Source organism: Chitinophaga pinensis DSM 2588 (assembly GCF_000024005.1).
Taxonomy (GTDB): Bacteria; Bacteroidota; Bacteroidia; order Chitinophagales; family Chitinophagaceae; genus Chitinophaga; species Chitinophaga pinensis.
Genome location: NC_013132.1, coordinates 9,010,087 through 9,035,318, shown reverse-complemented (window position 1 = coordinate 9,035,318; position 25,232 = coordinate 9,010,087). Strand labels below are relative to the sequence as shown.

At 45.6% G+C, this 25,232-nt stretch carries 22 protein-coding genes; 18 read left to right on the top strand and 4 right to left on the bottom strand.

The window, feature by feature from the left end:
* Window positions 1-34 precede the first annotated feature (34 nt).
* A complete protein-coding gene (locus tag CPIN_RS35790) occupies window positions 35-484 on the bottom strand; it encodes an ester cyclase (protein WP_012794794.1) in 450 nt (149 codons plus the stop codon).
* Window positions 485-649: 165 nt separating this feature from the next.
* Complete coding sequence (locus tag CPIN_RS35785; RefSeq protein WP_012794793.1) at window positions 650-1,672, bottom strand: quinone-dependent dihydroorotate dehydrogenase; 1,023 nt, start codon at window positions 1,670-1,672, stop codon at window positions 650-652.
* Between the two features lie 150 nt (window positions 1,673-1,822).
* Between CPIN_RS35785 and CPIN_RS35780 the strand changes: the two genes are divergently transcribed.
* From CPIN_RS35780 to CPIN_RS35765, 4 genes are all read left to right on the top strand, one after another.
* Window positions 1,823-2,338: an RNA polymerase sigma-70 factor gene (locus CPIN_RS35780; protein ID WP_012794792.1), complete on the top strand. Its 516-nt coding sequence runs from the start codon at window positions 1,823-1,825 to the stop codon at window positions 2,336-2,338.
* A gap of 162 nt (window positions 2,339-2,500) precedes the next feature.
* The gene (locus CPIN_RS35775; RefSeq protein WP_012794791.1) at window positions 2,501-3,451 is read left to right on the top strand and encodes a FecR domain-containing protein; all 951 of its coding nucleotides are present in this window, start codon (window positions 2,501-2,503) and stop codon (window positions 3,449-3,451) included.
* 20 nt (window positions 3,452-3,471) lie between these two features.
* A complete protein-coding gene (locus CPIN_RS35770) occupies window positions 3,472-6,102 on the top strand; it encodes a carboxypeptidase-like regulatory domain-containing protein (RefSeq protein ID WP_063715274.1) in 2,631 nt (876 codons plus the stop codon).
* A gap of 42 nt (window positions 6,103-6,144) precedes the next feature.
* Entirely contained in the window at window positions 6,145-6,981 is an 837-nt protein-coding gene (locus CPIN_RS35765) for a DUF4249 domain-containing protein (protein ID WP_187294727.1), read from the top strand.
* A gap of 5 nt (window positions 6,982-6,986) precedes the next feature.
* On the opposite strand, the gene CPIN_RS35760 is transcribed toward CPIN_RS35765, so the two are convergent.
* Window positions 6,987-7,238: a hypothetical protein gene (locus CPIN_RS35760; RefSeq protein ID WP_012794788.1), complete on the bottom strand. Its 252-nt coding sequence runs from the start codon at window positions 7,236-7,238 to the stop codon at window positions 6,987-6,989.
* 499 nt (window positions 7,239-7,737) lie between these two features.
* On the opposite strand from CPIN_RS35760, the gene CPIN_RS35755 reads away from it, so the two are divergent.
* The 13 genes from CPIN_RS35755 (at window position 7,738) to CPIN_RS35695 (ending at window position 22,144) form a co-directional block, all read left to right on the top strand.
* The gene (locus CPIN_RS35755) at window positions 7,738-8,571 is read left to right on the top strand and encodes a heme/hemin ABC transporter substrate-binding protein (RefSeq protein WP_222838174.1); all 834 of its coding nucleotides are present in this window, start codon (window positions 7,738-7,740) and stop codon (window positions 8,569-8,571) included.
* 5 nt (window positions 8,572-8,576) lie between these two features.
* Complete coding sequence (locus CPIN_RS35750; RefSeq protein ID WP_012794786.1) at window positions 8,577-9,632, top strand: FecCD family ABC transporter permease; 1,056 nt, start codon at window positions 8,577-8,579, stop codon at window positions 9,630-9,632.
* A complete protein-coding gene (locus CPIN_RS35745) occupies window positions 9,629-10,477 on the top strand; it encodes a heme ABC transporter ATP-binding protein (protein ID WP_012794785.1) in 849 nt (282 codons plus the stop codon). Before CPIN_RS35750 ends, CPIN_RS35745 begins: the two co-directional genes overlap by 4 nt.
* 4 nt (window positions 10,478-10,481) lie before the next feature.
* A complete protein-coding gene (locus CPIN_RS35740) occupies window positions 10,482-11,516 on the top strand; it encodes a hemin-degrading factor (RefSeq protein WP_012794784.1) in 1,035 nt (344 codons plus the stop codon).
* 316 nt (window positions 11,517-11,832) lie between these two features.
* Complete coding sequence (locus CPIN_RS35735; protein WP_012794783.1) at window positions 11,833-12,150, top strand: DUF6686 family protein; 318 nt, start codon at window positions 11,833-11,835, stop codon at window positions 12,148-12,150.
* Window positions 12,151-12,411: 261 nt separating this feature from the next.
* Window positions 12,412-14,493, top strand: coding sequence for a TonB-dependent receptor plug domain-containing protein (locus CPIN_RS35730; RefSeq protein WP_148230707.1), 2,082 nt, complete (start codon window positions 12,412-12,414; stop codon window positions 14,491-14,493).
* 37 nt (window positions 14,494-14,530) lie between these two features.
* Window positions 14,531-15,541 (top strand): HmuY family protein, encoded by a 1,011-nt coding sequence (locus tag CPIN_RS35725; protein ID WP_012794781.1) that lies wholly within the window; start codon window positions 14,531-14,533, stop codon window positions 15,539-15,541.
* 401 nt (window positions 15,542-15,942) lie between these two features.
* On the top strand, window positions 15,943-18,003 hold the full coding sequence (locus CPIN_RS35720) for a TonB-dependent receptor plug domain-containing protein (RefSeq protein WP_187294726.1): 2,061 nt from the start codon (window positions 15,943-15,945) through the stop codon (window positions 18,001-18,003).
* Between the two features lie 8 nt (window positions 18,004-18,011).
* Window positions 18,012-18,707, top strand: coding sequence for an HmuY family protein (locus tag CPIN_RS35715; RefSeq protein ID WP_012794779.1), 696 nt, complete (start codon window positions 18,012-18,014; stop codon window positions 18,705-18,707).
* 32 nt (window positions 18,708-18,739) lie between these two features.
* Window positions 18,740-19,528: an HmuY family protein gene (locus CPIN_RS35710; RefSeq protein ID WP_012794778.1), complete on the top strand. Its 789-nt coding sequence runs from the start codon at window positions 18,740-18,742 to the stop codon at window positions 19,526-19,528.
* Window positions 19,529-19,550: 22 nt separating this feature from the next.
* Window positions 19,551-20,270, top strand: coding sequence for an SGBP N-terminal domain-containing protein (locus CPIN_RS35705; protein ID WP_012794777.1), 720 nt, complete (start codon window positions 19,551-19,553; stop codon window positions 20,268-20,270).
* A 34-nt stretch (window positions 20,271-20,304) separates the two neighbouring features.
* Window positions 20,305-21,267 (top strand): SGBP N-terminal domain-containing protein, encoded by a 963-nt coding sequence (locus CPIN_RS35700; RefSeq protein WP_148230706.1) that lies wholly within the window; start codon window positions 20,305-20,307, stop codon window positions 21,265-21,267.
* A gap of 118 nt (window positions 21,268-21,385) precedes the next feature.
* A complete protein-coding gene (locus CPIN_RS35695) occupies window positions 21,386-22,144 on the top strand; it encodes a hypothetical protein (RefSeq protein ID WP_012794775.1) in 759 nt (252 codons plus the stop codon).
* A gap of 103 nt (window positions 22,145-22,247) precedes the next feature.
* On the opposite strand, the gene CPIN_RS35690 is transcribed toward CPIN_RS35695, so the two are convergent.
* On the bottom strand, window positions 22,248-23,252 hold the full coding sequence (locus tag CPIN_RS35690; RefSeq protein ID WP_012794774.1) for a glutamine synthetase beta-grasp domain-containing protein: 1,005 nt from the start codon (window positions 23,250-23,252) through the stop codon (window positions 22,248-22,250).
* A gap of 380 nt (window positions 23,253-23,632) precedes the next feature.
* On the opposite strand from CPIN_RS35690, the gene CPIN_RS37370 reads away from it, so the two are divergent.
* Window positions 23,633-25,084, top strand: coding sequence for a S41 family peptidase (locus CPIN_RS37370; protein WP_148230705.1), 1,452 nt, complete (start codon window positions 23,633-23,635; stop codon window positions 25,082-25,084).
* Window positions 25,085-25,232: the final 148 nt, after the last annotated feature.

Here is a 25,232-nt window from a genome sequence, read left to right as displayed (position 1 = left end):
GTGACAGCCCTTTGTGTCAATAAACCGTTTGTTGCTACAGCCCTTCCGCAGTCCATGCGCCGCTCTGTACAAGTAAGCCGAACCAGTCTTCCATATGCCAGGTATGTGTGAGTTTACCATCTTTCAGGTAATGGAATTCATGTAAGGGAATGCTCACTTTCTTGTTGGTTGGTGGAATACCTAATACCGCTTTATCGTGTGTGAAAGTAATCGCTGCTCTTACTGCCGCCCGTTCGTGTACACCCATGATTTCATGAATGACGATCTCTATATCAGGAAAGCTGCCGACAAAGCTGCGGATGATATCTTTCAAGCCCTGTGGACCGTGTGCCTGTCCGGGAGCCAGCGGGATATCCTGCCAGTCCGGTGTGCAGACGGTATCCAGTAAATCCGGTTGTTGTTCTTTCCAGGCGCCGTAAAATACTTTTATAGCTGTTATTTCTTCAGCACTCAGTGGTGCTGCCTGTATATCTGGTGTCTTCATGTTATTGATATTTACAGGTCAAAGGTCAGTCAGATAGCGGAAGGAATAATGGTGATGATTTCAGGGATATTAGTAGTGTTTTCAGTTTCTGGATAGCGGGATAAAAGCGAAGGGTGTCTGCCATGTGGCGGACACCCTTCGCTATATTATTTATCAGCAGGATTATTAACGTAATCCTTCACATATCTTCTTAACGATCGCCGGGCCTTCATATACGAAGCCTGTATAGACCTGTACCAGCGAGGCGCCGGCATCCAGTTTTTCCTGGGCGTCAGCAGCGGTGAAGATACCACCTACCGCAATGATCGGTACGGCGCCATTGGTATTTTTATGGATATAGCGGATTACTTCTGTTGCTTTCTCTTTTACCGGCAGACCGCTAAGTCCACCTGCACCGATCGCTTCCACTTCCGCAGCAGGCGTTTCCAGGTTGGAGCGGTCAATAGTTGTATTGGTCGCTACGATACCTGCCAGTTTGGTTTCCTGTACAATTTCTATGATATCATCCAGCTGACTGGTGGTCAGGTCCGGTGCTATTTTCAGCAGGATTGGTTTTGGCTTGCTTTTCTGGTTGTTCAGCGTCTGCAGGTGATGCAACAGCTGTTTCAGTGGTTCTTTTTCCTGTAATGCGCGTAGATTCGGCGTATTCGGAGAACTTACATTCACAACGAAGTAATCCACTACATCAAACAGGGCATGGAAACATTTCTCGTAATCACTGATCGCTTCTTCGTTAGGTGTGATCTTGTTCTTACCGATATTACCTCCGATGATGATATCGGATTTTCTTTTTTGCAGGCGTTTAGCAGCTGCAATAGCACCTCCGTTATTGAAACCCATACGGTTGATAAGCGCTTTGTCTGCCGGCAGGCGGAACAGACGTGGCTGATCATTACCCGGCTGGGATACCGGGGTAACCGTACCGATTTCTACAAAGCCGAAGCCCAGGCTGGCCAGTTCGTCGGTAAAACGGGCGTCCTTGTCAAAACCAGCGGCTAGTCCGACCGGGTTTTTAAAGGTCAGTCCCCAGAGTTGTCTTTCCAGTCCTTTACGTTTCGGCTGACAAAAGGAGTGGAGTATATTTTTTCCCAGGGGAAGACCATGCATGATTTGCAGGCCCTTCATTACCTGGTAATGGATGCTTTCCGGAGGAAAGCGGAAGAGTATATTCTTGATAAAATTGTACATGCGGGCACAAAGATAAATAAGTTAAACAATAACCGATAGTCCCTTACAGCAGACGCATAATACACATTTTGTATGTCTGTACAGAATGATTGTCAGGTGATAACACAGCAAAACCGGGTATATATTATATCTTTACACCGCTTTTAACCAATGCTGGACCGCCAAACATTTGAAGATATCTTTAGAGAACATCACGCCGCCTGTCTCGCTTTTGCCGTGCATTACACTGGTAATGTCCACGAGGCGGAGGAGGTAGTGCAGCAGGTATTCCTGCGACTGTGGGAGAAAAGAGCGGTGATTGATATCACAGGGGCGACCCGGTCTTACCTGCTGGCGGCGATCCGGAATACGGCAATCAGTAACTGGCGGAAAGAGACGGTGAGGCAGGAGAAAGAGCAGACCGCCGGTCATCTCCAGGCAGCAGATGTACCCGTTCAATCGCCGGTATGGGAGTTGGAAAAACGGTATCAACAAGCCCTGGAAGTACTCCCTGAGCGTTGTCGTGAAGTGTTTATACTCAGCCGTCAGCAGCAATTGAAGTACCATGAGATCGCGGAAGTAATGAACATTTCTGTTAAGACGGTGGAAAACCAGATGGGAAAAGCATTGAAAATTATGCACCGGGAACTGAGGGACTACCTGAACCTGTTGCTGCTGCTACTTTAAGGGTGGATATATGTCCGCCGGGGGATCATAGCAGATATGTGCACCAAAATATTTACCTGTCCCTATAGGGGAAAGATCTAATAACCTGCGTCCTGTTACCGGGGAAAGTCAGTACGTGCTCCGGCACGGCTTTCACCTGTTTAAAACACTACAAACTGTTCGATGACTAAACTGAATGCTGATGAGGCATTATATGCCTTGCTATGTAAATACGTGCTTGGTGAAGCCGATGTGACTGAGCGTCAATGGGTGGACGAATGGCTGAAAAGCGATCCCGAACATCCGGCATTATTGGCTTCACTTGACAAGTTACTCAAGGGGCAGCCTGTTATACAGGTGACCCCGGAGGATACGGAACGTGCCTGGCAGTCTCTCAGTAGCCATATAGGCAGCATGAAAGTCAGCCATACGCGGCGTAGCTGGTGGGCGGCAGCAGCCGTGTTGCTGATCGCAGCAGGAACAGGATGGTGGTGGCTGACAGCCAGCAGGAACAGGGTGCAACGTTATACAGGGCCGGTGGTCGCCTATCTGAAAGATGGATCTACGATTCAGCTGGAAGATAATGCCCTGCTGGAGGTCTCATCGGGTTTCGGTAAAGTACAAAGAGAGGTGAGCCTGGAAGGAAAAGCACTTTTTACTGTAACGTCGGATGCTGCCCGTCCGTTTATAGTAAAATTGGGGGAACGTACCATCAGGGTGCTGGGTACCCGTTTTATGGTGGAAACCGCTGGAAAGACAAGCCCGTTCCGGGTACATGTCGATACAGGAGAAGTGATGGTCTGTGATAGCCGTAGCAACGACAGTGTAGTGCTTTCTGCCGGTATGCTGCTGGAGCAACGGTATAAAGAACGTTTCCGGGTAGCTGCACATGTGGCAGATGCCGTTGGCAAACAATTGTCGTTTACAGACACACCTTTGTCAGAGGTATTACAGACCATCGGACTGGTGTATAACATAACCGTTACCGCAGACAGTACATTGCTGGAACTGCCGGTGACAGCCACTTTTACCGGCGAAACAGCCAACAACATACTGGCCTCGCTCGCATTTATGACCAATGCGACAATAGAAAAAGGAGCGTCCGGTGTCACATTAAAGAAGCATGATGAATAATAGCTATAACCTTAAAACGAATGATGTCACTGTTTGGTAGATTCCTGCTGGGGATGCTATTGATCAGTATTTCTGTACAGGCGTCAGAGTGGGACTGGAGAATGAAAATCAGCGTGGTCGTAAAGGACCAGCCGCTGGAAACGGTATGTACTATACTCGAACAACAATACGGTATCCATTTTTCTTATAGCCGCAATATTGTGGACCTCTCACCGCTGGTGACCATCAATGTGCAGAACCGGCCCCTGAAAAAAGCCCTGGATGAAATTTTTAGCCCTTATAATATTTCCTTTGCCCGCATAGGCGATCAGATTGTGTTGACAGTCAAGAAGCATCCAACGGCTACTATTAATGGATATGTACAGGATTTTAAGACTGGTGAGAAGTTGATCGGGGCCACTGTTTATTCTCCCATATTGCATGTAGGGACGATGACCAACCAATTTGGCTTTTTCAGTATTACCCTTCCACAGGATACGAGTAGTCTGACGGTATCTTATATCGGCTATGAGCCTGCTCATCTTTATTCCGGGAAAAATGACAAGACACCGGTAATTGTGGCATTGCATCCAAAAAGTAGCTTGCCTGAAGTGATTGTAGATACAATTCGTCCGACGGAGCAAAGTACTGTCAGCCGCCTGAATGTATCTCCGGCAGCTGTTAAATCCATGCCCCGTTTATTGGGTGAAGCAGATATGATGCGTACGATTGTTGCCTTACCTGGTGTGTCCGGTAGCCTGGATGGTGCAGGTTCTCTGAATGTCAGGGGAGGTAGCCCTGATCAGAACCTGATACTGCTGGATGGTACTCCTATATTTAACGTTTCGCATCTGTTTGGTATTTTCTCGGTGTTCAACCCTGATATTGTGAAAAACGCAGACTTCTATAAAGGTGCATTTCCTGCCCGTTATGGTGGTCGTTTGTCTTCCATTGTGGATATCTCTCTTAAAGACGGAGATATGCAGCAGTATCATGGAGAGGCAGCTATAGGATTGATTGCGGCGAAAGCAATGGTAGAAGGGCCACTGAAAAAGGACAAAACATCTTTTCTTGTGTCAGCCCGCCGTTCACATACAGATATGCTGATGAATGACCTGATTGTGAATAATAACACGGAGTCCGGACCGGAAAGTAATGCATATGTGTATTTCTATGATGCCAATGTGAAGATCAACCATATTTTTTCACCCCGTGACCGTATCTATCTAAGTGCATATATAGGGCAGGACAAACTCAGTGTGAAATGGAAGGAGGGGTCTTCGGACGGCGGCATCAGTACTTATTCCGGCGATAGCCGTTCTAATTTCCTCTGGGGAAATTATACCAGTACTTTACGATGGAATCATGTGTTTGGGCCGAAGATGTTTGCAAATGTGACGGTGAATTATTCACAATATTATTTCTCCACTGATTATAAATACAACTACAAGCCGCTGAATTCATTGGATACAGGTATATTATCCGGTAAATACTATTCCCGGATACAGAATGCCGTGGCCAAGATGGACTTTGAATACAGGCCACAGCCCAAACACACGATTAAATTTGGTGTCGGTGGCATCACACATATTTTCACACCAGGTGTATCTGTATTTCAGGACAATGGTAAAGATCAGCCGGCAGTGGATACCACTTATGGCGATGTGACTTCGGTAGGACAGGAGTTGTATCTGTATGGTGAAGATGAATGGAATGCGGCACATAATCTCTGGCTGAATCTGGGGGTACATGCATCCGGTTTCCTGGTGGATGGTCGTTTCTATAATTCCATACAACCCCGTTTAGGTATCCGTTATGAATTGCCGCGCAGATGGGTGCTCAGAGGTTCGTATACACATATGACGCAGTATCTGCATCTGCTGGCTAATAATGCGGCGAGTCTGCCTACAGATCTGTGGGTTCCATCATCCGGAAGGGTAAAGCCAATGTTCTCACGGCAGGGTTCTTTTGGTGTATCCAAAACGAGCAGAAGAGGGATGTATGCGATGTCACTTGAGGGCTATTACAAGACCATGGACCATGTGATAGAGTATAAAGGGGCAGCTTCTCCATTTAACGGAGCAGGAAAGGATTGGGATGAAGTGGTGGATATTGGTAAGGGGCGTAGTTATGGTGCAGAATTATTACTTGAGAAAAAGAAAGGAACAACACGCGGCTGGATAGGCTATACCTTGGCATGGTCAGAAAGAGCTTTCCCCAGTGTTAATCAGGGAAGAATATTCCCTTATAAATATGACCGCCGGCATGACCTGGAAGTGGTGATCACGCAAAAGCTGGGTAAACGCTGGGAATTGTCCGCCAGTTGGGAATATGCTTCCGGTACGCCTTTGTCATTACCCAATGCCAGTTATGAAGGGATTAATGATCCTTCTCCTTATGATCCGCCACAGAACGATCCTATACTGGATCATATGGGCGACAGGAATAAGTACCGTACTACACCGATGCACCGGCTGGATCTCAGCGCCACTTACAGCAAAAAGAAGCGGCTGTGGACAAAAAGCTGGACGTTCAGTCTGTACAATGCCTATAATCAACAAAATCCATTCTTTTACGCCATCGTCACTGACAGGGAGAAACAGGAGCGTTATCTGGCCGAGGTCAGCATCCTGCCTATTCTGCCTAGTGTGACGTACGCTATTAAATTTTAAATGAAACGTATGCGTCCGTTTATTGTTGTTGCAATAGTATGTATGATCATATTCGCTGGCTGTAGCAAGGAGTCCAGGATTGCGATACCCTATGATGGCGATAAGATAGTGCTCAATACGCTGATACAGCCTGACAGTCTTGTGTATATAAGAGTGACCGGCAGTAAGCCGGTGAAAGAATATCAGAATCTGAAGTTCCCCGAGTTGAAAAATGCAGTTGTCATGATGTATGAAGACGGCAAAACAATGCCGGCGCCGGAATGGAAAGTAATCAATGGGAAAGGATACTTTGTATCCCATATGCCAGCCAGGGCAGGCAGTGAGTATAAGATCACAGTTAATTACAGCGGATTGGCCAGTGTAACTGCAACGGACAGCACGCCACAGCGTCCGGAAATCAGGGACGGAGCTGCACAGAAATTGGGCAACAGGGTGCGTTTCACGCTGAAAGACAATATTAATGAGAAAAATTACTACAGGATACGCGTGTATAATGCCGACACTGTAAACGGTGTCATTACTCCATTTAAGCGCGATACCGTAAAGTTCAGACTGGATCCTTCCTTTAATAACAACTTTGCTGATATTATAGGCAATAGCTATAGCGGCGAAGTGATGCTGAGTGATGAACGTATCAGCGGAAAGGATGTACTGTTCGTATTACAGACAAGCAAACAGGTCACTGCTTCCCACATGATAGTGGAAGTCAGCAATCTGACGACGGGCGCCTATAAATACCTGGACGGCACATCAGATCAGCGATTGGAAGACGGCCTTGATTTTACGTTGAATCCGGAGGATATCTATTCCAATGTGAAGAACGGATATGGCATCGTTGCGGGGGTAAACGCCGGCAGACTTTCATTCGCAGTAGAATAGCAGCTCTATTTCTCTATCTGGTATTTGAGAATAATATCATTCAGCTTACACGACAGTTTTACACATTCTGAAATAATGGTGTTTTCGAGTTCAGTATAACCCGCTGATTCCAGGTGATAGATCTGCGGGTATACGGATGACATCAGCTCTTTGGCGGCAGATATCAGACCGTCCTGCAGATTAACAAGTTGTTGTTGTTCCTGCATCGCACTCTGATAGTAAGGCGATAATGGATTTAGTATTTCATCCCAATCCATGGGTATTAATTTTTCCGGTGATAGGTAATATATAAACAACAACAGCGGAAAGTATTTAGTTTAAACCCCTCCCGCAACTTCCTGAAGAAATATTGAATTTTATAAATATTTCCCATTTGCGTAAAGATTGTCATAAAATTTTCCCGATTTGATTAGTTGGTTACATTTCTATGACATAGATTTGCACTACTCAATTACTCCGCCGCAACTGTCAGACCATTTCTGATATATCCTTATATCATTTTCGGCTGTCAGGTACTCTTAATTTTTTTCATTACTGGTAAACTGTACCGGAAAACTGCGAAGTTCCGTAAAGGGCACTGCTGTGTCAATACTGTACTTCCCGGTGTCTGGTACCCGATAACTTATTGCTAAGATCTTGCCGGAGCATGGCGGAGTAAAATGCTTACGGTAAGCGATGGTTGGCCCAAACCCCGGGTAGGGTCAACCATTAATTTTTTCTTTCCAGTGTATTAATCAATCTTATTTATTCAAACTTATGATGAATCATATGCGGATACGTGCAATGATCGTATCCTTTGCTGTATGCCTGTTGGCGACGATGAATGTGAATGCGCAGAAACGTATTGTATCACTGAATGGTGCGGTTACCGAGATCGTGTGTGCACTGGGATTTGAAAAATCACTGGTAGGGGTGGATGTCACCAGCACCTATCCTGCCAGCATGAAAGAGGTGACTAAAGTAGGCCACAACCGTAATATTTCCGCTGAGCCGGTACTGGCATTACAGCCAGACCTGATTCTCGCTACAGATAATTTTATCCAGCCTGCTGTTATTGACCAGTTTAAGAATGTAGGTGTAAAAACTATACAGATGAAGCAGGAGTTTTCCGTAGCCGGCACTAAAAAGCTGATTACAGACGTGGCTGCTGCATTGAATGTGCCTGAAAAAGGTACAGCGCTGATCAAACAGCTGGATAAAGAACAAAAGACTTTACATGTACAGTCACACCCCAAAAAGGTACTGTTTATCTATGCGCGTGGCGCAGGTACCATGATGGTGGCAGGTAAAGAAACACCGCTAGACAAGATTATTGCCCTTGCCGGTGCACGGAACGCTGCCAATGGTTTTAATGATTTCAAACCACTGACGCCGGAAGCGCTGGTAACTGCTAATCCGGATGTGATCCTCATGTTTGATGACGGATTAAAGAGTATGGGTGGCGTAGACGGTCTGCTGAAAGTACAGGGCGTTGCCCAAACGAATGCAGGCAAACAAAAGAAAGTGATTACCATGGATGGCCAGCTGCTGACAGGATTTGGACCGCGTGTGATTCAGGCCGTACAGGAGCTTTCTACGAAGCTGAACTAATAAAGATGAGTATCAACATAAAACGCGCCGGCAGTATTACGATTTTAAGCGTCTTGCTGATTGTCGTAATACTGCTGGCGACAGGTACAGGTGCGATGCACATGTCTCCTATACAGGTGCTTGCCATATTATTGGAGAAAACAGGCATACACCTTCCTGTGGCCTACGAAGAAAATATGCCGGGTGTACTGTGGATGATCCGCTTGCCGAGAGTTGTACTGAGTGTATTGATAGGAGCAGGATTGGGACTGGCAGGTGCTTCCTTACAGGGTTTACTGCGGAATCCGCTGGCAGATCCAGGATTGATCGGTATTAGTTCGGGAGCATCAATGGGGGCGGTAGTAATGATTATTGTACAGCATACATTACCCGTTTTTCAAAGTGCACCGGCCCTGAATTTTTATGCATTGAATCTTGCAGCATTTGCCGGAGCAATCATCACAACACTTTTCATCTTTCGCATTGCGCGTACCGGCGGACAGGCAGTTATCTCTACGTTGCTGCTGGCGGGTATTGCAGTAAGGGCATTGTGTGAATCAGTGACTGGTTTGATGACGTACCTGGCCAACAATGAACAGCTGCGTAGCATTACGTTCTGGTCATTGGGTAGTCTGGGCGGCGCCAACTGGAAAACTGTTGCAGGTATTGCACCTTTCATTATCATTCCGTTGATAGTGCTGCCGCGCCTGGCGCCGGCACTGAATCTGCTAGCACTTGGTGAAAGAGAAGCGATGCACAGTGGTGTAGGCGTACCTAAACTGAAAGCATTACTGGTCATACTGGCCACGATGGCGGTAGCTGCGGGTGTGGCAGTGGCAGGTATCATCGGATTTATCGGACTGATCGTACCACATATTGTAAGGCAGTTCACCGGACCGGATTACCGGATACTGATACCCGGTTCCGCATTATCAGGAGCAGTGCTGCTGACAGTTGCAGACCTGTTATGCCGTACTATCGTTGCGCCTGCTGAATTACCCGTAGGTATTATTACAGCGGTCATAGGAGCGCCTTTCTTCCTATGGCTGATTATTAAAGAAAAAAGGACTATACTGGCATGATGTTGCGTGCAAAAGATATATCACTGTCCCTGGGAAAAGCACAGATATTGCGTGGTGTAAGCATGGATGCGAATGCCGGCGAACTCTGTGTGATCATGGGGGCCAATGGAGCGGGTAAATCAACACTGCTGAAAGTAATAGCAGGGGAGTATATGCACTATCAGGGTAGTGTGAACATTGCCGGCAATGAATTGAAAACATTACCGGTAGATGCCCAGGCCAGGATGCGTGCCGTATTGTCACAACAGATCACATTGAATCAGCCTTTCTCCGTAATGGAAGTAGTGAACATGGGGCGTTATGTATACAATACGCATCTTACTGCGCTGGATAAAGAGATCGTAACCTACGCACTGAAGACGATGCAGGTATACAACCTGCGGGAAAGGACATATCCGACGCTATCAGGAGGACAGAAACAACGTGTGCAGATGGCCCGGGTACTGGCGCAGCTACTGGAGGCGCCCGATCTGCGGGCCACCGATTATACCGGTAAAAAGATGCTGCTGCTCGATGAACCGGTGACGGGTATGGATATTCTTCATCAGCAGTTATCCCTGCAACTGGCTACCTCTCTCGCTGCCAGCGGCGTATTGGTAGTAGCCGTGCTGCACGACTTTCAGTTAGCTGCTGCTTATGCAAACAGAATGCTGCTGTTAAAAGATGGAGGCGTATATGCACAGGGTACAGTGGAAGAAATCCTGCGACCTGCACATATTAAAGACTGTTTCGGTGTGGAAGTAGCCGTACTGGAACATCCTCAATGTCATTATCCGCTGGTGGTAACCGCCGCTGCCGACGGCCTTTTTAAATCACCTGCCGAAAAGGCAATAAACGTATTGTAATCCAATGAATGCAACTGCGACTTCTACATTAAAAGAACAATGGCTGAATTTCCGTGAACAACATCCGAAAACAAGAATCCGTGATGCTGCTCATCAGCTGCAAGTGAGCGAAGGCGAAATCGTCGCCGCCTGCACCGGAACAACCGTTAAGCACTTGAAGAATGAATTTCCTGCACTCATGCAGGCAATGCCGGCATTAGGTAAAGTGATGGTGCTGACCCGCAATGAAAATTGTGTAATAGAACGTAAAGGCGTTTTTGAAATAGTAAATACTGAAAACAAACATGTCGGTACCGTATTAGGTAAAGACATCGATCTGCGTATGTTCTTTTCCCGCTGGAAGTATGGCTTCGCAGTAGAAAATGATGAAAGTATCGGTTTCAAAAAATCTATTCAGCTCTTTGACGCACAAGGCGGCGCTATCATGAAGATATATGCGGTAGATCAGACGGATCTCAGCGCATGGGATAAAGTGGTAAGTGATTTCACGGCTGCTGAGCAGGTCGCTGCTATTCCTGTTGCGCCAGCGCCCGCCTCACCGGTATATAATGATGCAAACGCAGATGCTGCATCCTTCCTGGAAGGATGGGCAAACTTACAGGATACGCATGATTTCTTCCCATTGCTGATGAAGCATAAATTATCGAGAACAGGGGCACTTGAGCTGGCGGAAGGTAAATTCTCCCGCCGCGTAAACAGTGAATGTGTAAAAACATTGCTTAACCAGGCTTCCGCTACTGGTCTTGAAATAATGGTGTTTGTAGGTAACCCGGGCAATATCGAAATTCATACTGGTCCTGTACAGAAGATCCTTGAAATTCCAAACTGGATCAATGTAATGGACGAAGACTTCAATCTGCATCTCAGAACAGATACCATTGCACAAAGTTGGGTGGTGGAAAAACCTTCTGTAGATGGTATAGTTACTTCACTGGAAGTGTTTGATGCTGCGGGTGAAATGATTGCTCAATTCTTTGGTAAACGTAAACCAGGTAATCCTGAACTGGAACCATGGAGAGCATTGGCAGCGAGTCTGTAATGAACAATCGTTTTCTATAAACCTGCAATAGTTGAAGCGCCTTCATTTACATGGAGGCGCTTTTGTTTTTCCCTAATTGACAAATCGTTTTCCTTATTTGAGCGTCTATCCTTCACACAACGTAGTACTTTTGATCTGTGCGAAAGAGTAATTGATATTAGCATTTATTGCTGCAAACATCCATTGTTTGTCAGCTCCAAAAAGAAATTATACTATCCTCAAGAACCCTTTATCAGTGAAGTTTATCTGCTATTGCCGGCAGTGTGCGCACTGCCTGGCGATCCAGATTACAACACAAACCCTTAAACAAAAATATATGTGCGATATCAGACCATTGTGGAATAAGAATAAGGCGCAGATCAGCCATTGTGCAAATTGCCAGACCGTATATATATGGCATAATAACCTTATCCTGAATTTCACACCTAAAGATTTTCAATTATTTCATGAGACACTCGAACACCAGGACTTCTACGATTGCAGCATGATGTTTCCTGATGGAGAGGAAAGAGTCATCGTGCATTCGCCATGCAGAGATATCAGTTTTACGTTTACGTTGCAGGAATGGCTGGATATGAAGGAGGCGATGGGTGAAGCGATCCTATTGCAACAGGTATATGATCTGATCCGCTAGTGTTTTTCCTTATTGCGTAAGTCTTTTTCCTGAATAGATAAACGTGTTCGCCCAACGCATGCTTATCTTGCATGCATTATTTACTCCGCCAGATATCCGGTATTATACCATGGCTGCAATCTCCGCCCGCAGTTTGTGTAATACAGAAGCATTATTCATTTAACCGTAGGTAACAGTATGCGTCGTTGTGTCGATTGTTGAATACAACGGCAAGGGATTTTTATGCAATTTTTTTTAAAGGGGTCAATGCTACTATACTTTATGAGGTCACAATTAATTGTGTTAGGTCTGTCTATTGTCTTATGCAATAGTGCGTGGGCGCAGTCTGCAAAGCAGAAAGCGCCTGACAGTGTTATTGCCGATTCCGTACGTCTGCGCGACGTAGTGGTAACCGGTCAGTATGCTCCACAATCCCTGAAGCAGTCTGTATATCAGGTAAGAACCATTTCCAGTGAATATATAAAACTACGCGGCGCTACTAATGTACTCGGTGTACTGGATAACCAGTTAGGCGTGCGATTTTCCAATGATGCCACATTGGGTGAAACAGATGTGGAAATCATGGGAATGTCCGGTACGAACGTAAAGATCTTACTGGATGGGATTCCATTGGTAGACAGAGGTAGCGCCCGTCAGAGTCTTTCTCAGATAGATATCAATACCATCGAAAGAATAGAGATCGTTGAAGGTCCCATGTCAGTCGTCTATGGCACAGACGCATTGGCAGGTGTGATCAACATCATCACTAAAAAATATCACGGAAAGGAACAGTTGTCTGTTACTGCCCGTGTACAGGAAGAAACCGTTGGTAAAGAGTATGCTGCTTTCAAAGGTGAAGGAGTGCATAATGAGAGCATCGGTGTGCAGTGGGGACACAAAGGCTTCTTTGCCGGCGCTGGTTTTACCAGGAATAATTTCGGTGGATGGAGTGATTCACTTACTGGTCGCCGGAAAGCCTGGAAACCGAAAGATCAGCTTATTGCCAATGGTACCTTTGGATACAGCAATGAGCAACTGAAAGTATGGTACCGGCTGGATTATCTCGATGAAGATATTGCAAGCCGGGGTGATATTAATTATGATAACGGAAAGGCTACAGATCAGCATTACCTGACAGACCGCTTTACGCATCAGGCACAAGCCGTATGGCAGGTGAATAAGGACCTGGGCATTAATGCGACTGCTTCTTACCAGGATTACAAACGTATCACACATACCACGATCAAAGACTTTACGAATAATACAGAGGCACTGGCAACTGACGCAGGTGCACAGGATGTATCTAAGTTCAATACGATTTTCTTCAGAGGAACCGCACAGTATACTTTTTCTCCGGTATGGTCTTTCCAGCCGGGTATAGAATACCGTCGCGATGGTTCATCCGGACAACGTATACTGGGTACACCTTATATCGATGATTACTCCGTATTCCTTTCTGCTGAGATCAAACCGGTAGACTGGTTGAATATACGTCCGGGTGTAAGACTGATTGAAAACTCTGGATACAATGCACCGCCGGTGATACCTTCTGTCAATACAAAACTTGCATTGCGGGATAACCTGGATCTGCGCCTTTCTTATGCACGTGGTTTCAGAGCGCCTGCCCTGCGGGAATTGTATTTCTATTTCTTTGACGCCAGTCACTCTATCAAAGGGAACAGTGATCTGAAAGCAGAATATTCCAATAGCTTCACGGGTTCTGTCAGCTGGCAGGCGCTTGAGAAAGGGCCGGTACGCATAGGCGTAACTGCTACCGGATTTTACAATGACTTCAATAACAGGATAGATATTGCAACGATTAACGGATCGGACACGTCTACTTATGTGAACATCAGCAAGTTTAAAACGACTGGTGGTACATTAAGCGGGGTGTTTAACTGGAAAGATCTGCAGGTGAATGCCGGCTTTTCTTACATCGCGCGCTATAATCAGTTTTCCGATGATGCGGCCTACAACAAAGATTATCCAACACCGGAATTTACCTGGATGCCGGAAGTAAATGCCAATATTACCTACAATTTCAGAAAGATTGGAGGTGCACTGAATCTCTCTTATAAATTCAACGGAGAACGCCCTGCTTATGAAGAGGTAACCACCGCCGTTCCTTCTTTTATACATGAGATAAGAACACAGTCTTTTCATCAGGCAGATCTTACCGCTACCAAGACCATTACAAAATATGTATCGGTAAATGTAGGTGTCAGAAACTTGTTTAATAACACCAATATTAACAATTCAACATTGACCAGCGGACAGGCGCATACAGCAGGCGGCGTATTGCCGATGTGGTATGGACGGTCTTATTTCCTAGGATTAAGCTTCAACTGGAACAGGAACAAATAATTATTGATCAAATAAATACAATCAAACAAAAATGGCTATGAAATTAAGCAGACTTTTCCTCGTACTTGCTGTTGGAACCGTATTCAGTGCATGTAGTAAAGACGAGGACTCTACCGTTGTAATACCACCTTCTGATGGTTCTCAGCTTACGCTGAACGGCGGTGGCGGCACAGGCTCCCCAAATACTGTATATGTAGATTTCAGCTCTGACTCAACTGCTACAAGAGGTCGTACCAGCTGGTCCCTCGGTTTCTATAGTGGTGCAGAATACCGTGTTATCCTCAATGGTTTCACTGCTATCAGTGCAAAGGCTTTGAATAAAACGGATATCAGTACTGTTAATATCGAAGATACTGCAGGTATCACCCTGGCTATCGGACAGGGACAAGGTACACTGTCAATGATCGATGACGTATATGGTGATCTGACCAAAACTGCTATCGCTGAAGTGTCTGCTACAGAAGCAAACAACAAGGTATACCTGGTGAAACCAGAAACTTCTTCCGCTACCGATCCTGCTACCTGGTATAAAATCCGTGTTACAAGAAGTGGCAATGGTTACACTTTACAGTATGCAAAGCTGAAAGAAACCACCATTAAAACAGCTACTATCACAAAAGATAATAGTTTCAACTTTACTTTCTTCTCCCTGGAGAACGGTAACACTGTAAATATAGAGCCTAAGAAAGCTGACTGGGATATCGCATGGTCTTATGCTGCTTATTATACAGCGACCATTCCTTATTTCTTCTCCGATTTCGTGGTGACCAACCAGTATGCAGGTGTAACCGCAGCTAAAGTGGACAGCACTGTGATCAGTTATAACAACTTTTCTGCTTCCAACATCGCTACCCTGACATTCTCTGACAAACGAGATGCGATTGGCAGCAGCTGGAGAGCGACTACCGGCGCTGGTATCTACAAGAACTTCTATTATGTAGTGAAAGATGCTAACGGTAACTATTACAAACTGAAATTCGTGAGTATGGGGCTTGCTGACGGTGGTGTAAGAGGTTATCCGGTAATTGAATACAAACTGGTGAAATAAACTAAGAATTAAGAATTAAGAATTAAGAATTAAGAATTGTTTTAAGGTCTTAATAGTAACGACAAAGGCGATCTATATGAATCACCTTTGTCGTTTGTTTTATACCAGTTTTGTAAGGAACCCAGTCTTCGCTGCATTCCAATTCTTAATTCCTAATTCCTAATTCCTAATTTTTCCTCTTTGCGTAAGTCATTTTCCCGTTTCGTCATTAACTTGTCAGTAGTCCATACTAATTTTACAATACTACTCCGCCCGACAATCATTTTATTATTTCCGTAACCCGTACTATCGACCCGTTCCCTACAGGCACAGGGATATTCGTACCGGCATATTAACCAATGTATATCAGAAAGGATTTTTACACTTCAATCATCTTGCTGTGTGTGGGACACCAGTGGGCCATGGCCCAGACTGACACTTCCAGGGCTAAAGACCTGCGGGGAGTGGAGGTAAAAGCTGTGCGCCTGGAAACGCTGACCAGCAAAGCCGCTATGCCGGTGACTATCATCAACAGAAAGACACTGGAGATGATGGGTAGCCGCAGACTGGATGAAGTGATGCGCGAACAAACCGGTGTGAATATCGTGAATGATATAGCCGCGGGATCACGTGCAATCGGTATGCAAATGCAGGGCTTCAGCTCCGATTATATCCTGATACTGATAGACGGACAGCCAATGATAGGCAGAAATGCAGGAAATTTTGATCTGTCGCGCATTACCGTATCAGATATTGAGCGGATTGAAATTGTGAAAGGAGCGTCTTCCAGCCTGTTTGGCAGTGAAGCGCTGGGAGGTGTGGTGAATATTATCACCCGTCAGAAAGTAACAGCTACACAGGGACAGGCAATCCTGCGGTATGGTTCACAGAACACACAGGACGCTACACTGGAAGGAGAGATGCCTTTTGCAAAAGAAAAAGGGTCAGTGTCGTTGTCTGGTAATTATTACCATACGGATGGCTACAATGTGAACAGTTATCTCAGCAGGGGAGCTACAGCTCCGCCATATGATAGTTACAGTCTGCAATCCCGTCTTCGTTATCGTTTGAACAACACACATCAGTTGTTGTTGTCAGGCAGATGGGCGTTGCGTAATTCAGAGAATGAATCTGTGTATAGCAGTGGTCAGACTGAAAACAGTACAAAAGATGTATTGCGTGAAAGTGATGTGAATGCATCTGTGGTATTACAGTCGTCGGTCAACAAACGATTCCGGTTAAATACGCAATATTATCTGACACGCTATAGCTCCAGTCAGGACGTCAGCACCGGTAAGCAGGTCGCCCTGAAGGCGAATGATTTTACCCAATATTTTCACCGGCTGGAAGAGCAGTTTCTATATACGTCTTCAGAAAGATTATCCTTTACAGGTGGCGCAGGTGCGAATCTGGAAAGGATGAATGATACCGAGTTTCATGGTGGAAATGATCTTTGGAGCGGATATGCTTATGTGCAGGGCGACTGGAAGCTGCTTAGTAAGCTAATGATGCGTATAGGACTGAGATATGATCATAATGGTTTCTATGGTGGTCGTCTGAATCCAAGTGCCGGCATCAGTTACAGTGTGAGCGAGAAGGTGCTGTTGAAAGCCGCTGTTGGTACCGGATATAAGACCCCCGATTTCAAAAAACGTTACCAGGTCTTTACCAATCCGCAGGCAGGGTATACCGTGTTAGGTGTGGAAGAAGTAGCTGGCACGCTGGCTGAGATGCAGGCTGCGGGATTGATCAGTGAAATAAGACCTGTAGCGCGGAATATCAGTGCTGCTTTACAACCAGAGACTTCTGTGTCCTATAATGCAGGCGTAAGTGTACAAGCGCATACCGCCGTTAAGCTGGATCTGAATGCTTTTTATAATAGCCTGCACAATTTCATCAATACCGTGCAGGTGGCGACCAGAACGAATTATCAGCCTGTTTATTCCTACGTCAATCTCGACCGTTCCTATACTGCCGGGGTAGAAGCCGGTGTAATAGTAAGTCCGCTGGCAGGACTGGACATCTCCGCAGGGTACCAGTTATTGTATGCAAAAGACAGAGGTGTCATGGATTCCATCCGTAGCGGTAAGTATCCGTACAATAAGGTGCGGAACAGCAATACGGGGGAAACCAACACTTCCAGCGTGAGTGATTATATTGGACTGGAAAACAGGTCCAGGCATATGGCTAATCTGCGGGTATTCTATGAATATGCACCCTGGGGCGTCAGTGCTACCTGTCGTGTTACATACAGGAGTAAAGCAGGATATGATGATGCTAATAACAACCGTTTCCTGGACAGGTATGATACCTTCATTGCAGGTTATGCGATGTTGTATGCTTCTCTGGAAAAGAAATTATGTAAAGATCATTTATCCGTACAGATAACAGCGGATAATGTGACCAATTATACTGACATGCTGATGCCCGGACAACCTGGGCGCATCTTAATGGCCGGCTTAAAATGGCGCTTTTTTAAATAAACGAAACCATGCGATACGCAACCCTGTTCTGTATGTTAGCCGCTACCCTGTTAGCCGCTTCCTGTAAGAAGGATGAAAATAAGGATACGAAAGCCAGTTATGAAGATGGCGTGAGCACCGTTGTCTACGATCTGGCAGGTGATACAGAAGCCTCCGTGGCAGATGGTGTGGAAGGGAAGGAGCGGAGGCCGTTCAAAAGCTTCTATTTCAAATTAAAGACAAAGTTGCAATCATGGGATAGCACGGCCGCTAATCGTCGTAGTAATAGCTGGGATCTGGCGTTTACCGATGTGTATAATGCGCTGGTATATGTAAATGATGGCAGCAATGCAAATGGCCCTGGTTATGGCGGACCGGGAAAAGGATTGATCATAGCAGTTGATTCTCCTTATGCAAAAATCACGACAGCGCCTTCTCCGGAAGCGATGAAAGAAAATAACCTGAAGTTTACCGGTTGGGATGGATACCCACAGATCTATAATACGGGCTGGTACTTTTATTCATTAACGACCCATCTGGCCATTCCCATAAAGAACCGCACGTTTGTTCTCATGACAGCTGAGGGGAAATATGCGAAGCTGGAACTGATCAATGTATATCAGGGTAATCCACCGGCGGTAACTGATCTCTACTGGCCTGCACCTTATTTCACTTTCCGTTATTATGTGCAGGAAGACGGTAGCAGGAACCTGAGAACGCCCTGATAAGCAATCACTTTACTAAGTACACTCACTTTATGCAAAAGTTTACTCTTTTATGCATGGCCCTTGCCATGTCCATGATTGCCTGTTCGAAAGGCGACAAAAATACCCCGGAGGTACCCACTCCGGAGGATACGACAACGGTTGTCGATGTGAAAACAGGGGTATACACGCTGATCAATCTGGCTGCGGATACCAATGCAACGTCCGGAGCCGCTGCAAAGACATTCTATTACAGTCTGGAAACCCAGCGTACGATTCCTGCATCACAGGTGCAGACATCCAACTGGGATATTGCCTTCAGTGGTACGTATAACAGTACAATCCTGATCAATAACGGTAAGGCAAAATTCTCTCCGGGTTATGGTGGTCCGGGTATCGGAGGTATCTACCTGGTAAAAGATGCCGCTATTGATGCGGAATATTATGGCGGTCCGCAGAAAGCGATGAAAGCGATTCCTGCACGGCGGCTGTTTGACAGTGCTTTTGCGCATATAAAAACGATGCCGGTAAATGACGATCAGCTGCTGACCAATGATGGCGTAGGACTGGACTATTTTGGTCCGAGTACTGACGGATGGGCATTTTATGATTTTTACGGTTTGCAGTTCCCAGCATCGCCTGCGGATACTGTCGCCCATGTATGCTATAGTATGCCACGTGCACTGATCATTAAAACAGCCAAAGGGCATTATGTGAAAATGGTCGTCTATAGTATTTACAAGGGAGCACCTGAATTACCGACCCGTTCTTACAAGCCTGGATTTGTGACGTTTAAATATGCAATTCAGAAAGACGGAACCAGGAATCTAGACCTGAAATAATCAATCTCAATATAAACCTGCAATGAAGATCAGAAATCTGCTGCTGCCGGCATTGTCAGCGATTGTGCTGGCGACTGCCTGTAAAAAAACGGAAACAATTGAACCGCCTGCACAGGCAAATAACAGGATACTCTCTTACAAGGTGACCAACGTGCCCGATGCTGCTGTATACGGGGCGATAGACGACGAGAAAGGGACGATTACACTCATACTGCCATACTATTATTTTCTAACGGCTATACAGCCTGAAATCAGGGTTTCTGAGGGGGCTACAGTGACACCCGGTAATGGCGTACTCATTGATGATATTACAAAAAAGCTGAGTGAAGGAACAAAGGTGGCGTATGTGGTAACAGGTAAGGATGGCAGCAAGGCTACTTACAACCTCGTACTGACTACCCAGCAGCCGGATATTGCGGTAGACGAGTTATCTCCGGATCCTGCTGCTCCGCTGGTGTTATATCATAGTGATCCATCCACTTTTCAGTTCAACTTCTTCAGCATCACCGGAAAGAATTTCATTCCACAGCAGGAATCTCTGGGCATCTTTTCTACGATCAGTTACCTGAATGAACAGGGTACGGTGGTATACACAGCTGTTAACGGAGACAATTATACCAACAGTATCGGTACGGCAGTACCGTCTGCCGAGCAACTGCCTGCGGGCTTGTACCGTATCCGGGTTACATCTTATACCCGATCCGCAACGATGAAGAATCCTGTAAAAGTTGAAACGTTCTAAACGTTCTGTAATTATCTACATCAATTGAATGACCATGACATTTTTTAATAGAACATATTCTCAGGTATTGGCCACTGTACTGCTGGCGTGCTGGATAATGGCCGGCGCCTGTAGTAAAGAGAAGGTGGAAGCGCCTTATCCCTATCATGAGCTGAAGACATTTAAGGTCGTAGCTGTAACAGGAGATACTATTCAGGCAGCGATTGCAGATGGAAGTATCATATTGTACTGGCCGTTTGACGAGCCTGTACCGGCTACCATTACACCGTTGGTTACTGTGTCTGATAAGGCGACAGTATTACCGGCATCAGGTACTGCAATTGCTGTTAAGGACAGTGTCTCCTATGTGGTGACAGCGCAGACCGGTGTTACAGCGTCTTATAAACTTCGGATAATTGTGAATCAACCGGAGTTGCAGATCAATAGTGGTACTGATATGGTAGGCCAGCTGGGAGCTAACCTGAGCATAGGAGGTATTACTTATGTGATACCAGATCTGAATGTAACAAGTGCTTACCTGGTATCGGCAAAAGGCGTAGAGACCAAATGTACGATCAATGGTTTCACTGAACTGGGCGCAAATGACTATGCGCTGGAAATGGCAACACCTGATGTGGATACAGGTAGTTATAAGTTGAAGGTGGTAAGTGCCACTAAAACTGTGACGAGCGAGAAGGCTTTTGTGAAAGTTATTTATCCTTTGCCATCTGTAGTAGCACCAACGACGGCTATTACTGTAAAGAGAGGCGAAAGATTTACACTGAACGGCAACAATATGAGAGGTATGCTGGCCGGAAGAGCCCGACTTGCTGGCGGACAGGTCTATTATGACCTGGAACTGGCTGAGTTTAATCTGACCAGTGTGACTTACCGCATACCTGCCGATTTCCCGTTGGGGAATTATAACCTGCTACATACGGCATTCCGGAATTATCAGGGAGTGACGGTATATCAGCGTGCGGGAACAATTAATCCGGTTCTGATCATTACAGAATAAACATTGTCAATGGCGGCTGCCATACCGGAAAGGAGGAGAGCCGGACACTGGTACTGTCCGGGCTCCCCGAAGATCCGGAGAACAAATATCTTATCCTTAACATTTTAAAACTCTAAAAATGAAAATCTTAGACACTGCCCCCAAATCAGCAGCCAAAACTACAAAAAATATTGCTCGCTCATTCTACGCGGTAGCGCTGGGTGCTATGGCAATATTCTCTTCCTGTCAGAAAGAGGGCAACCAGGCGACACCTGTATTGTCTGGAGCTGATGTGACCACAGCGGCTACTAATCCGTCTACCGGTCAGACAGTATCTTTTAACTGCGATAGCACTTATGGCACCGTTACACTGGATGCCAGCGGCGTGTATAACGTGGCAAACTTTTTCCAGGGAATACAGGGTACTACCGGTAATCCTCCGCACATTGCACATTCAACGTACTACTATAGCCTGGCCGACAATGATGGCGGCTGTGACGGTTATGACCTGATCTTCAGCGGTACTGCCAATGCAGATATCAGCGTTCCTGCAGGTTATACTTTACAGTACACCACCACTGCTTTTGCAAGCATCACTTCTTCTACCACAGGTACGTCTGTAACTACTTTTGGCTACAACCGTATCCTGATGGCGCCGCCAACAGGCGCTACGACACTGAACACAGCGCATCCGGGATGGTATAATTACGATGTGGTAAATCACATTGTATATCCTATTGCTGAATGGGGTGTGGAAGTAAGTCTGATCGTGACTACCAGCGCAAACGTGAAATATAAAGTACAGTTACAGGACCTGTATTCAAACGGTACGCCTAATGCTACCGTACAGGCTAATAACTTCCCGTTCTTTAAATTCCGTTACAAGAGACTTAACTAATCTTTTTTTACTTTTCATCAGGTTAGCCGCCCTGACAAAAAAGAAGGGCGCATCATTTTCATGATGCGCCCTTTCTAATTATATACATGCAGATAAGCCAGGCTTATAATGCAGTTTTTACAGTTTTGATGATTCTCGCTGCAACTTTGTAAGGATCTGCTGCGGAGTTTGGACGTCTGTCTTCCAGGTAACCTTTCCAGCCTCTTTCTACAGTGGCTACAGGGATACGGATGGAAGCACCACGGTCAGATACGCCGTAGCTGAAATCGTGGATAGACGCAGTTTCGTGCAGACCTGTCAGACGCAGGTGGTTGTCAGCACCGTATACATCGATGTGCTCACTTACCACAGGACGGAAAGCTTCACATACTTTGTCATACACCGCTTTATCACCGGCAGTTCTCAGCAGGGTGTTGGAGAAGTTAGCGTGCATACCGGAACCGTTCCAGTCCAGTGTACCTAATGGTTTACAATGCCAGTTGATGGAAACACCGTATTTCTCACCGATTCTTTCCAATAAGTAGCGGGCGATCCAGATCTGGTCACCAGCTTCTTTCGCACCTTTTGCGAAGATCTGGAATTCCCACTGACCAGCTGCTACTTCTGCGTTGATACCTTCAACGTTCAGACCAGCTTCGATACAAACGTCCAGGTGTTCTTCAACGATATCGCGACCGAAAGCGTTGTTAGTACCTACAGAGCAGTAGTACTGACCCTGCGGGCTTGGATATCCATTGTCAGGGAAACCTAAAGGTTTATTGTTATTTGGGTTCCACAGGAAATATTCCTGTTCGAAACCAAACCAGAAATCATTATCATCATCTTCAATGGTAGCGCGACCGTTGGTAGCGTGTGGTTTACCGTTTGCTTCCAGTACTTCGCACATTACCAGGTAAGCATTCTTTCTCTGAGGATCTTTTACAAAGAAAACTGGTTTCAGCAGACAGTCAGAAGAACCACCTGGCGCCTGTTTAGTAGAAGAACCGTCAAAGCTCCACATTGGAAGATCTTCCAGTTTACCACTGAATTCTTTTTCGATTTTGGTTTTACTTCTCAGGCTTTGGGTTGGTTGATAACCATCCAGCCAGATGTACTCAAATTTTACCATTGGACTAATTGATATTTAATTATTTGTGCACTCCTGCATGCGATCGTTTTGGCATTGTGGTGTCTTATCCCCTATACACTTCCTTTTGTACAGTTTGGTCGATTCGCTATGCAAAGAAAGGCATTAATGTCGTTTTTGTCAACTGATAACCCGATTTTTACCTTCCTAGTACTTTGGAATCAGATAATTCTATGCAAAAATGGTTAAAAAATTGATATGTTAGTTAGTATTCTGTCATATAGTTTTTATTGTAATGTCTTTATGGCTGTGCTATTGTGACTCTGTATTTTTTTCGTAATTTCATCGGACTGTACTATTCTATAGGTCAACTTAAAACCACTTTGGTGAAAAAAAGCAATTCCCTAATCCAGCTACTATTTTTGTCCAGTTTATTGTTTGCCTGCAAAAAAGACAAACAATCAGAGCCGCCGCCTACACCTGCTGAAGGTTCAAGAGAGCAGCTGACACTGGACTCCATCTATCTTTATGCCCAGCAGGTCTACCTGTGGTACGACGCGCTGCCGGCATATGATGTTTTTAATCCCAGGCAATATGCAACCGGCGGTAATCTGCTGGAGAACTACCAGCGGGAGCTATATGCCCTTACACAGATAAAAATCAATGCTACGACGGGAGAGGCTTTTGAGTATTCCGGTACACCCGGGCATCCCAAGTATTCTTTTATCACTGAAGAAAGCCTCGATGGAGGAAGACAGGGTACAGTTGACCTGAATGACAAAGGAGATGATCTTGGCATCGGTCTTTCCGCCAACGGGAACTCCGACGTACGTATCCGTATAGTACATCCTTCTTCCGCCGCCGCCAATGCCGGATTGACCCGTGGTATGAAAGTGACGGCCCTCAATGGCACCCCTGTTACGGTGAACTCAGGCTCTTTTATTGAATCGGCTCTGGCACAGGGAACCGTGTCCATCACGATTCAGAGAGACAATGGTACGACCAGTACGGTGAATCTTACCCGTAAAAATTATACGACTACTGCTGTGTTGAAAACAGATATACTCGATGCCGGTGCGCAGAAGGTAGGTTATATCGCATACAGCCGTTTCTCTAATTATAATGTAACAAAGGCAGCATTGGACCAGGCATTCAGTAAGTTTACCGCTGCAGGTGTTACCGCGCTTGTAGTGGACCTGCGTTATAACGGAGGTGGTTATACACAGACTGCCGAGTATATGGTGAATCACATCGCACCTGCTTCTCTGAACGGAAAGGTGATGTATACAGAATACTTCAATACCCTGTTGCAGAACGGCCAGGCGCCTATTCTGAAACAACAGCTGTATCGTAATGCCGCCGGAGAAACGGTAATGTGGAACGGGCATCTGGCTACCTATGCAGATCTGGACTATTCCGTGACCGGTAATACTTTCAAGTTTGAGGATATCGGCGCACTGAATTCTGTAAAACAGGTCGTTTTTATTGTGAGTGGTAGTACTGCTTCCGCAAGCGAACTGGTAATTAACAGCCTGAAACCATATATGCCGGTGAAACTGGTGGGGCAGACTACTTATGGAAAACCGGTTGGTTTCTTTGGTTTACGCATTGATAAATACACTGTATACTTGTCAAATTTCTCTATGAAGAACGCAGACGGATTTGGCGACTACTTTCATGGAATGGACGTAGATATTCCCTCTTCCGATGATGTTATGCACGATTTCGGAGATCCGAATGAAATGTGTCTGATGTCAGCGCTGAATTACATAGAAGGTCATCCTGCAGGCCGTATAGGAGCTATTAAGCCGGTTGTACACATGGGCCCGGCTTCCTTCAACGGTATGATCGAAAACAGGTTGAAACTGCATTGATATTTCCTTATATCGTAATGTTTTTTCCCGATTTGATCAATGTATTAATGTTGTTGCAGCTACCTTTGCAACAGCTTCCTAATTAAAAGTGCTGTTTGTTTACTCCAAAAGCAGACTTCTTTAGCAGAACATAAGTTTCTTTAACATT

Excerpts from the sequence above, each read along its gene's own strand:
- CPIN_RS35710 (WP_012794778.1), top strand. The coding sequence starts at position 18,740 with ATGCAAAAGTTTACTCTTTTATGCATGGCCCTTGCCATGTCCATGATT.
- CPIN_RS35740 (WP_012794784.1), top strand. The coding sequence starts at position 10,482 with ATGAATGCAACTGCGACTTCTACATTAAAAGAACAATGGCTGAATTTC.
- CPIN_RS35690 (WP_012794774.1), bottom strand. The coding sequence starts at position 23,252 with ATGGTAAAATTTGAGTACATCTGGCTGGATGGTTATCAACCAACCCAA.
- CPIN_RS35695 (WP_012794775.1), top strand. The coding sequence starts at position 21,386 with ATGAAAATCTTAGACACTGCCCCCAAATCAGCAGCCAAAACTACAAAA.
- CPIN_RS35745 (WP_012794785.1), top strand. The coding sequence starts at position 9,629 with ATGATGTTGCGTGCAAAAGATATATCACTGTCCCTGGGAAAAGCACAG.
- CPIN_RS35735 (WP_012794783.1), top strand. The coding sequence starts at position 11,833 with ATGTGCGATATCAGACCATTGTGGAATAAGAATAAGGCGCAGATCAGC.
- CPIN_RS35760 (WP_012794788.1), bottom strand. The coding sequence starts at position 7,238 with ATGGATTGGGATGAAATACTAAATCCATTATCGCCTTACTATCAGAGT.
- CPIN_RS35780 (WP_012794792.1), top strand. The coding sequence starts at position 1,823 with ATGCTGGACCGCCAAACATTTGAAGATATCTTTAGAGAACATCACGCC.
- CPIN_RS35700 (WP_148230706.1), top strand. The coding sequence starts at position 20,305 with ATGACATTTTTTAATAGAACATATTCTCAGGTATTGGCCACTGTACTG.
- CPIN_RS35730 (WP_148230707.1), top strand. The coding sequence starts at position 12,412 with ATGAGGTCACAATTAATTGTGTTAGGTCTGTCTATTGTCTTATGCAAT.
- CPIN_RS35775 (WP_012794791.1), top strand. The coding sequence starts at position 2,501 with ATGACTAAACTGAATGCTGATGAGGCATTATATGCCTTGCTATGTAAA.
- CPIN_RS35720 (WP_187294726.1), top strand. The coding sequence starts at position 15,943 with ATGGCCCAGACTGACACTTCCAGGGCTAAAGACCTGCGGGGAGTGGAG.
- CPIN_RS35790 (WP_012794794.1), bottom strand. The coding sequence starts at position 484 with ATGAAGACACCAGATATACAGGCAGCACCACTGAGTGCTGAAGAAATA.
- CPIN_RS35705 (WP_012794777.1), top strand. The coding sequence starts at position 19,551 with ATGAAGATCAGAAATCTGCTGCTGCCGGCATTGTCAGCGATTGTGCTG.
- CPIN_RS35755 (WP_222838174.1), top strand. The coding sequence starts at position 7,738 with ATGATGAATCATATGCGGATACGTGCAATGATCGTATCCTTTGCTGTA.
- CPIN_RS35770 (WP_063715274.1), top strand. The coding sequence starts at position 3,472 with ATGATGTCACTGTTTGGTAGATTCCTGCTGGGGATGCTATTGATCAGT.
- CPIN_RS35785 (WP_012794793.1), bottom strand. The coding sequence starts at position 1,672 with ATGTACAATTTTATCAAGAATATACTCTTCCGCTTTCCTCCGGAAAGC.
- CPIN_RS35715 (WP_012794779.1), top strand. The coding sequence starts at position 18,012 with ATGCGATACGCAACCCTGTTCTGTATGTTAGCCGCTACCCTGTTAGCC.
- CPIN_RS35750 (WP_012794786.1), top strand. The coding sequence starts at position 8,577 with ATGAGTATCAACATAAAACGCGCCGGCAGTATTACGATTTTAAGCGTC.
- CPIN_RS35765 (WP_187294727.1), top strand. The coding sequence starts at position 6,145 with ATGATCATATTCGCTGGCTGTAGCAAGGAGTCCAGGATTGCGATACCC.
- CPIN_RS35725 (WP_012794781.1), top strand. The coding sequence starts at position 14,531 with ATGAAATTAAGCAGACTTTTCCTCGTACTTGCTGTTGGAACCGTATTC.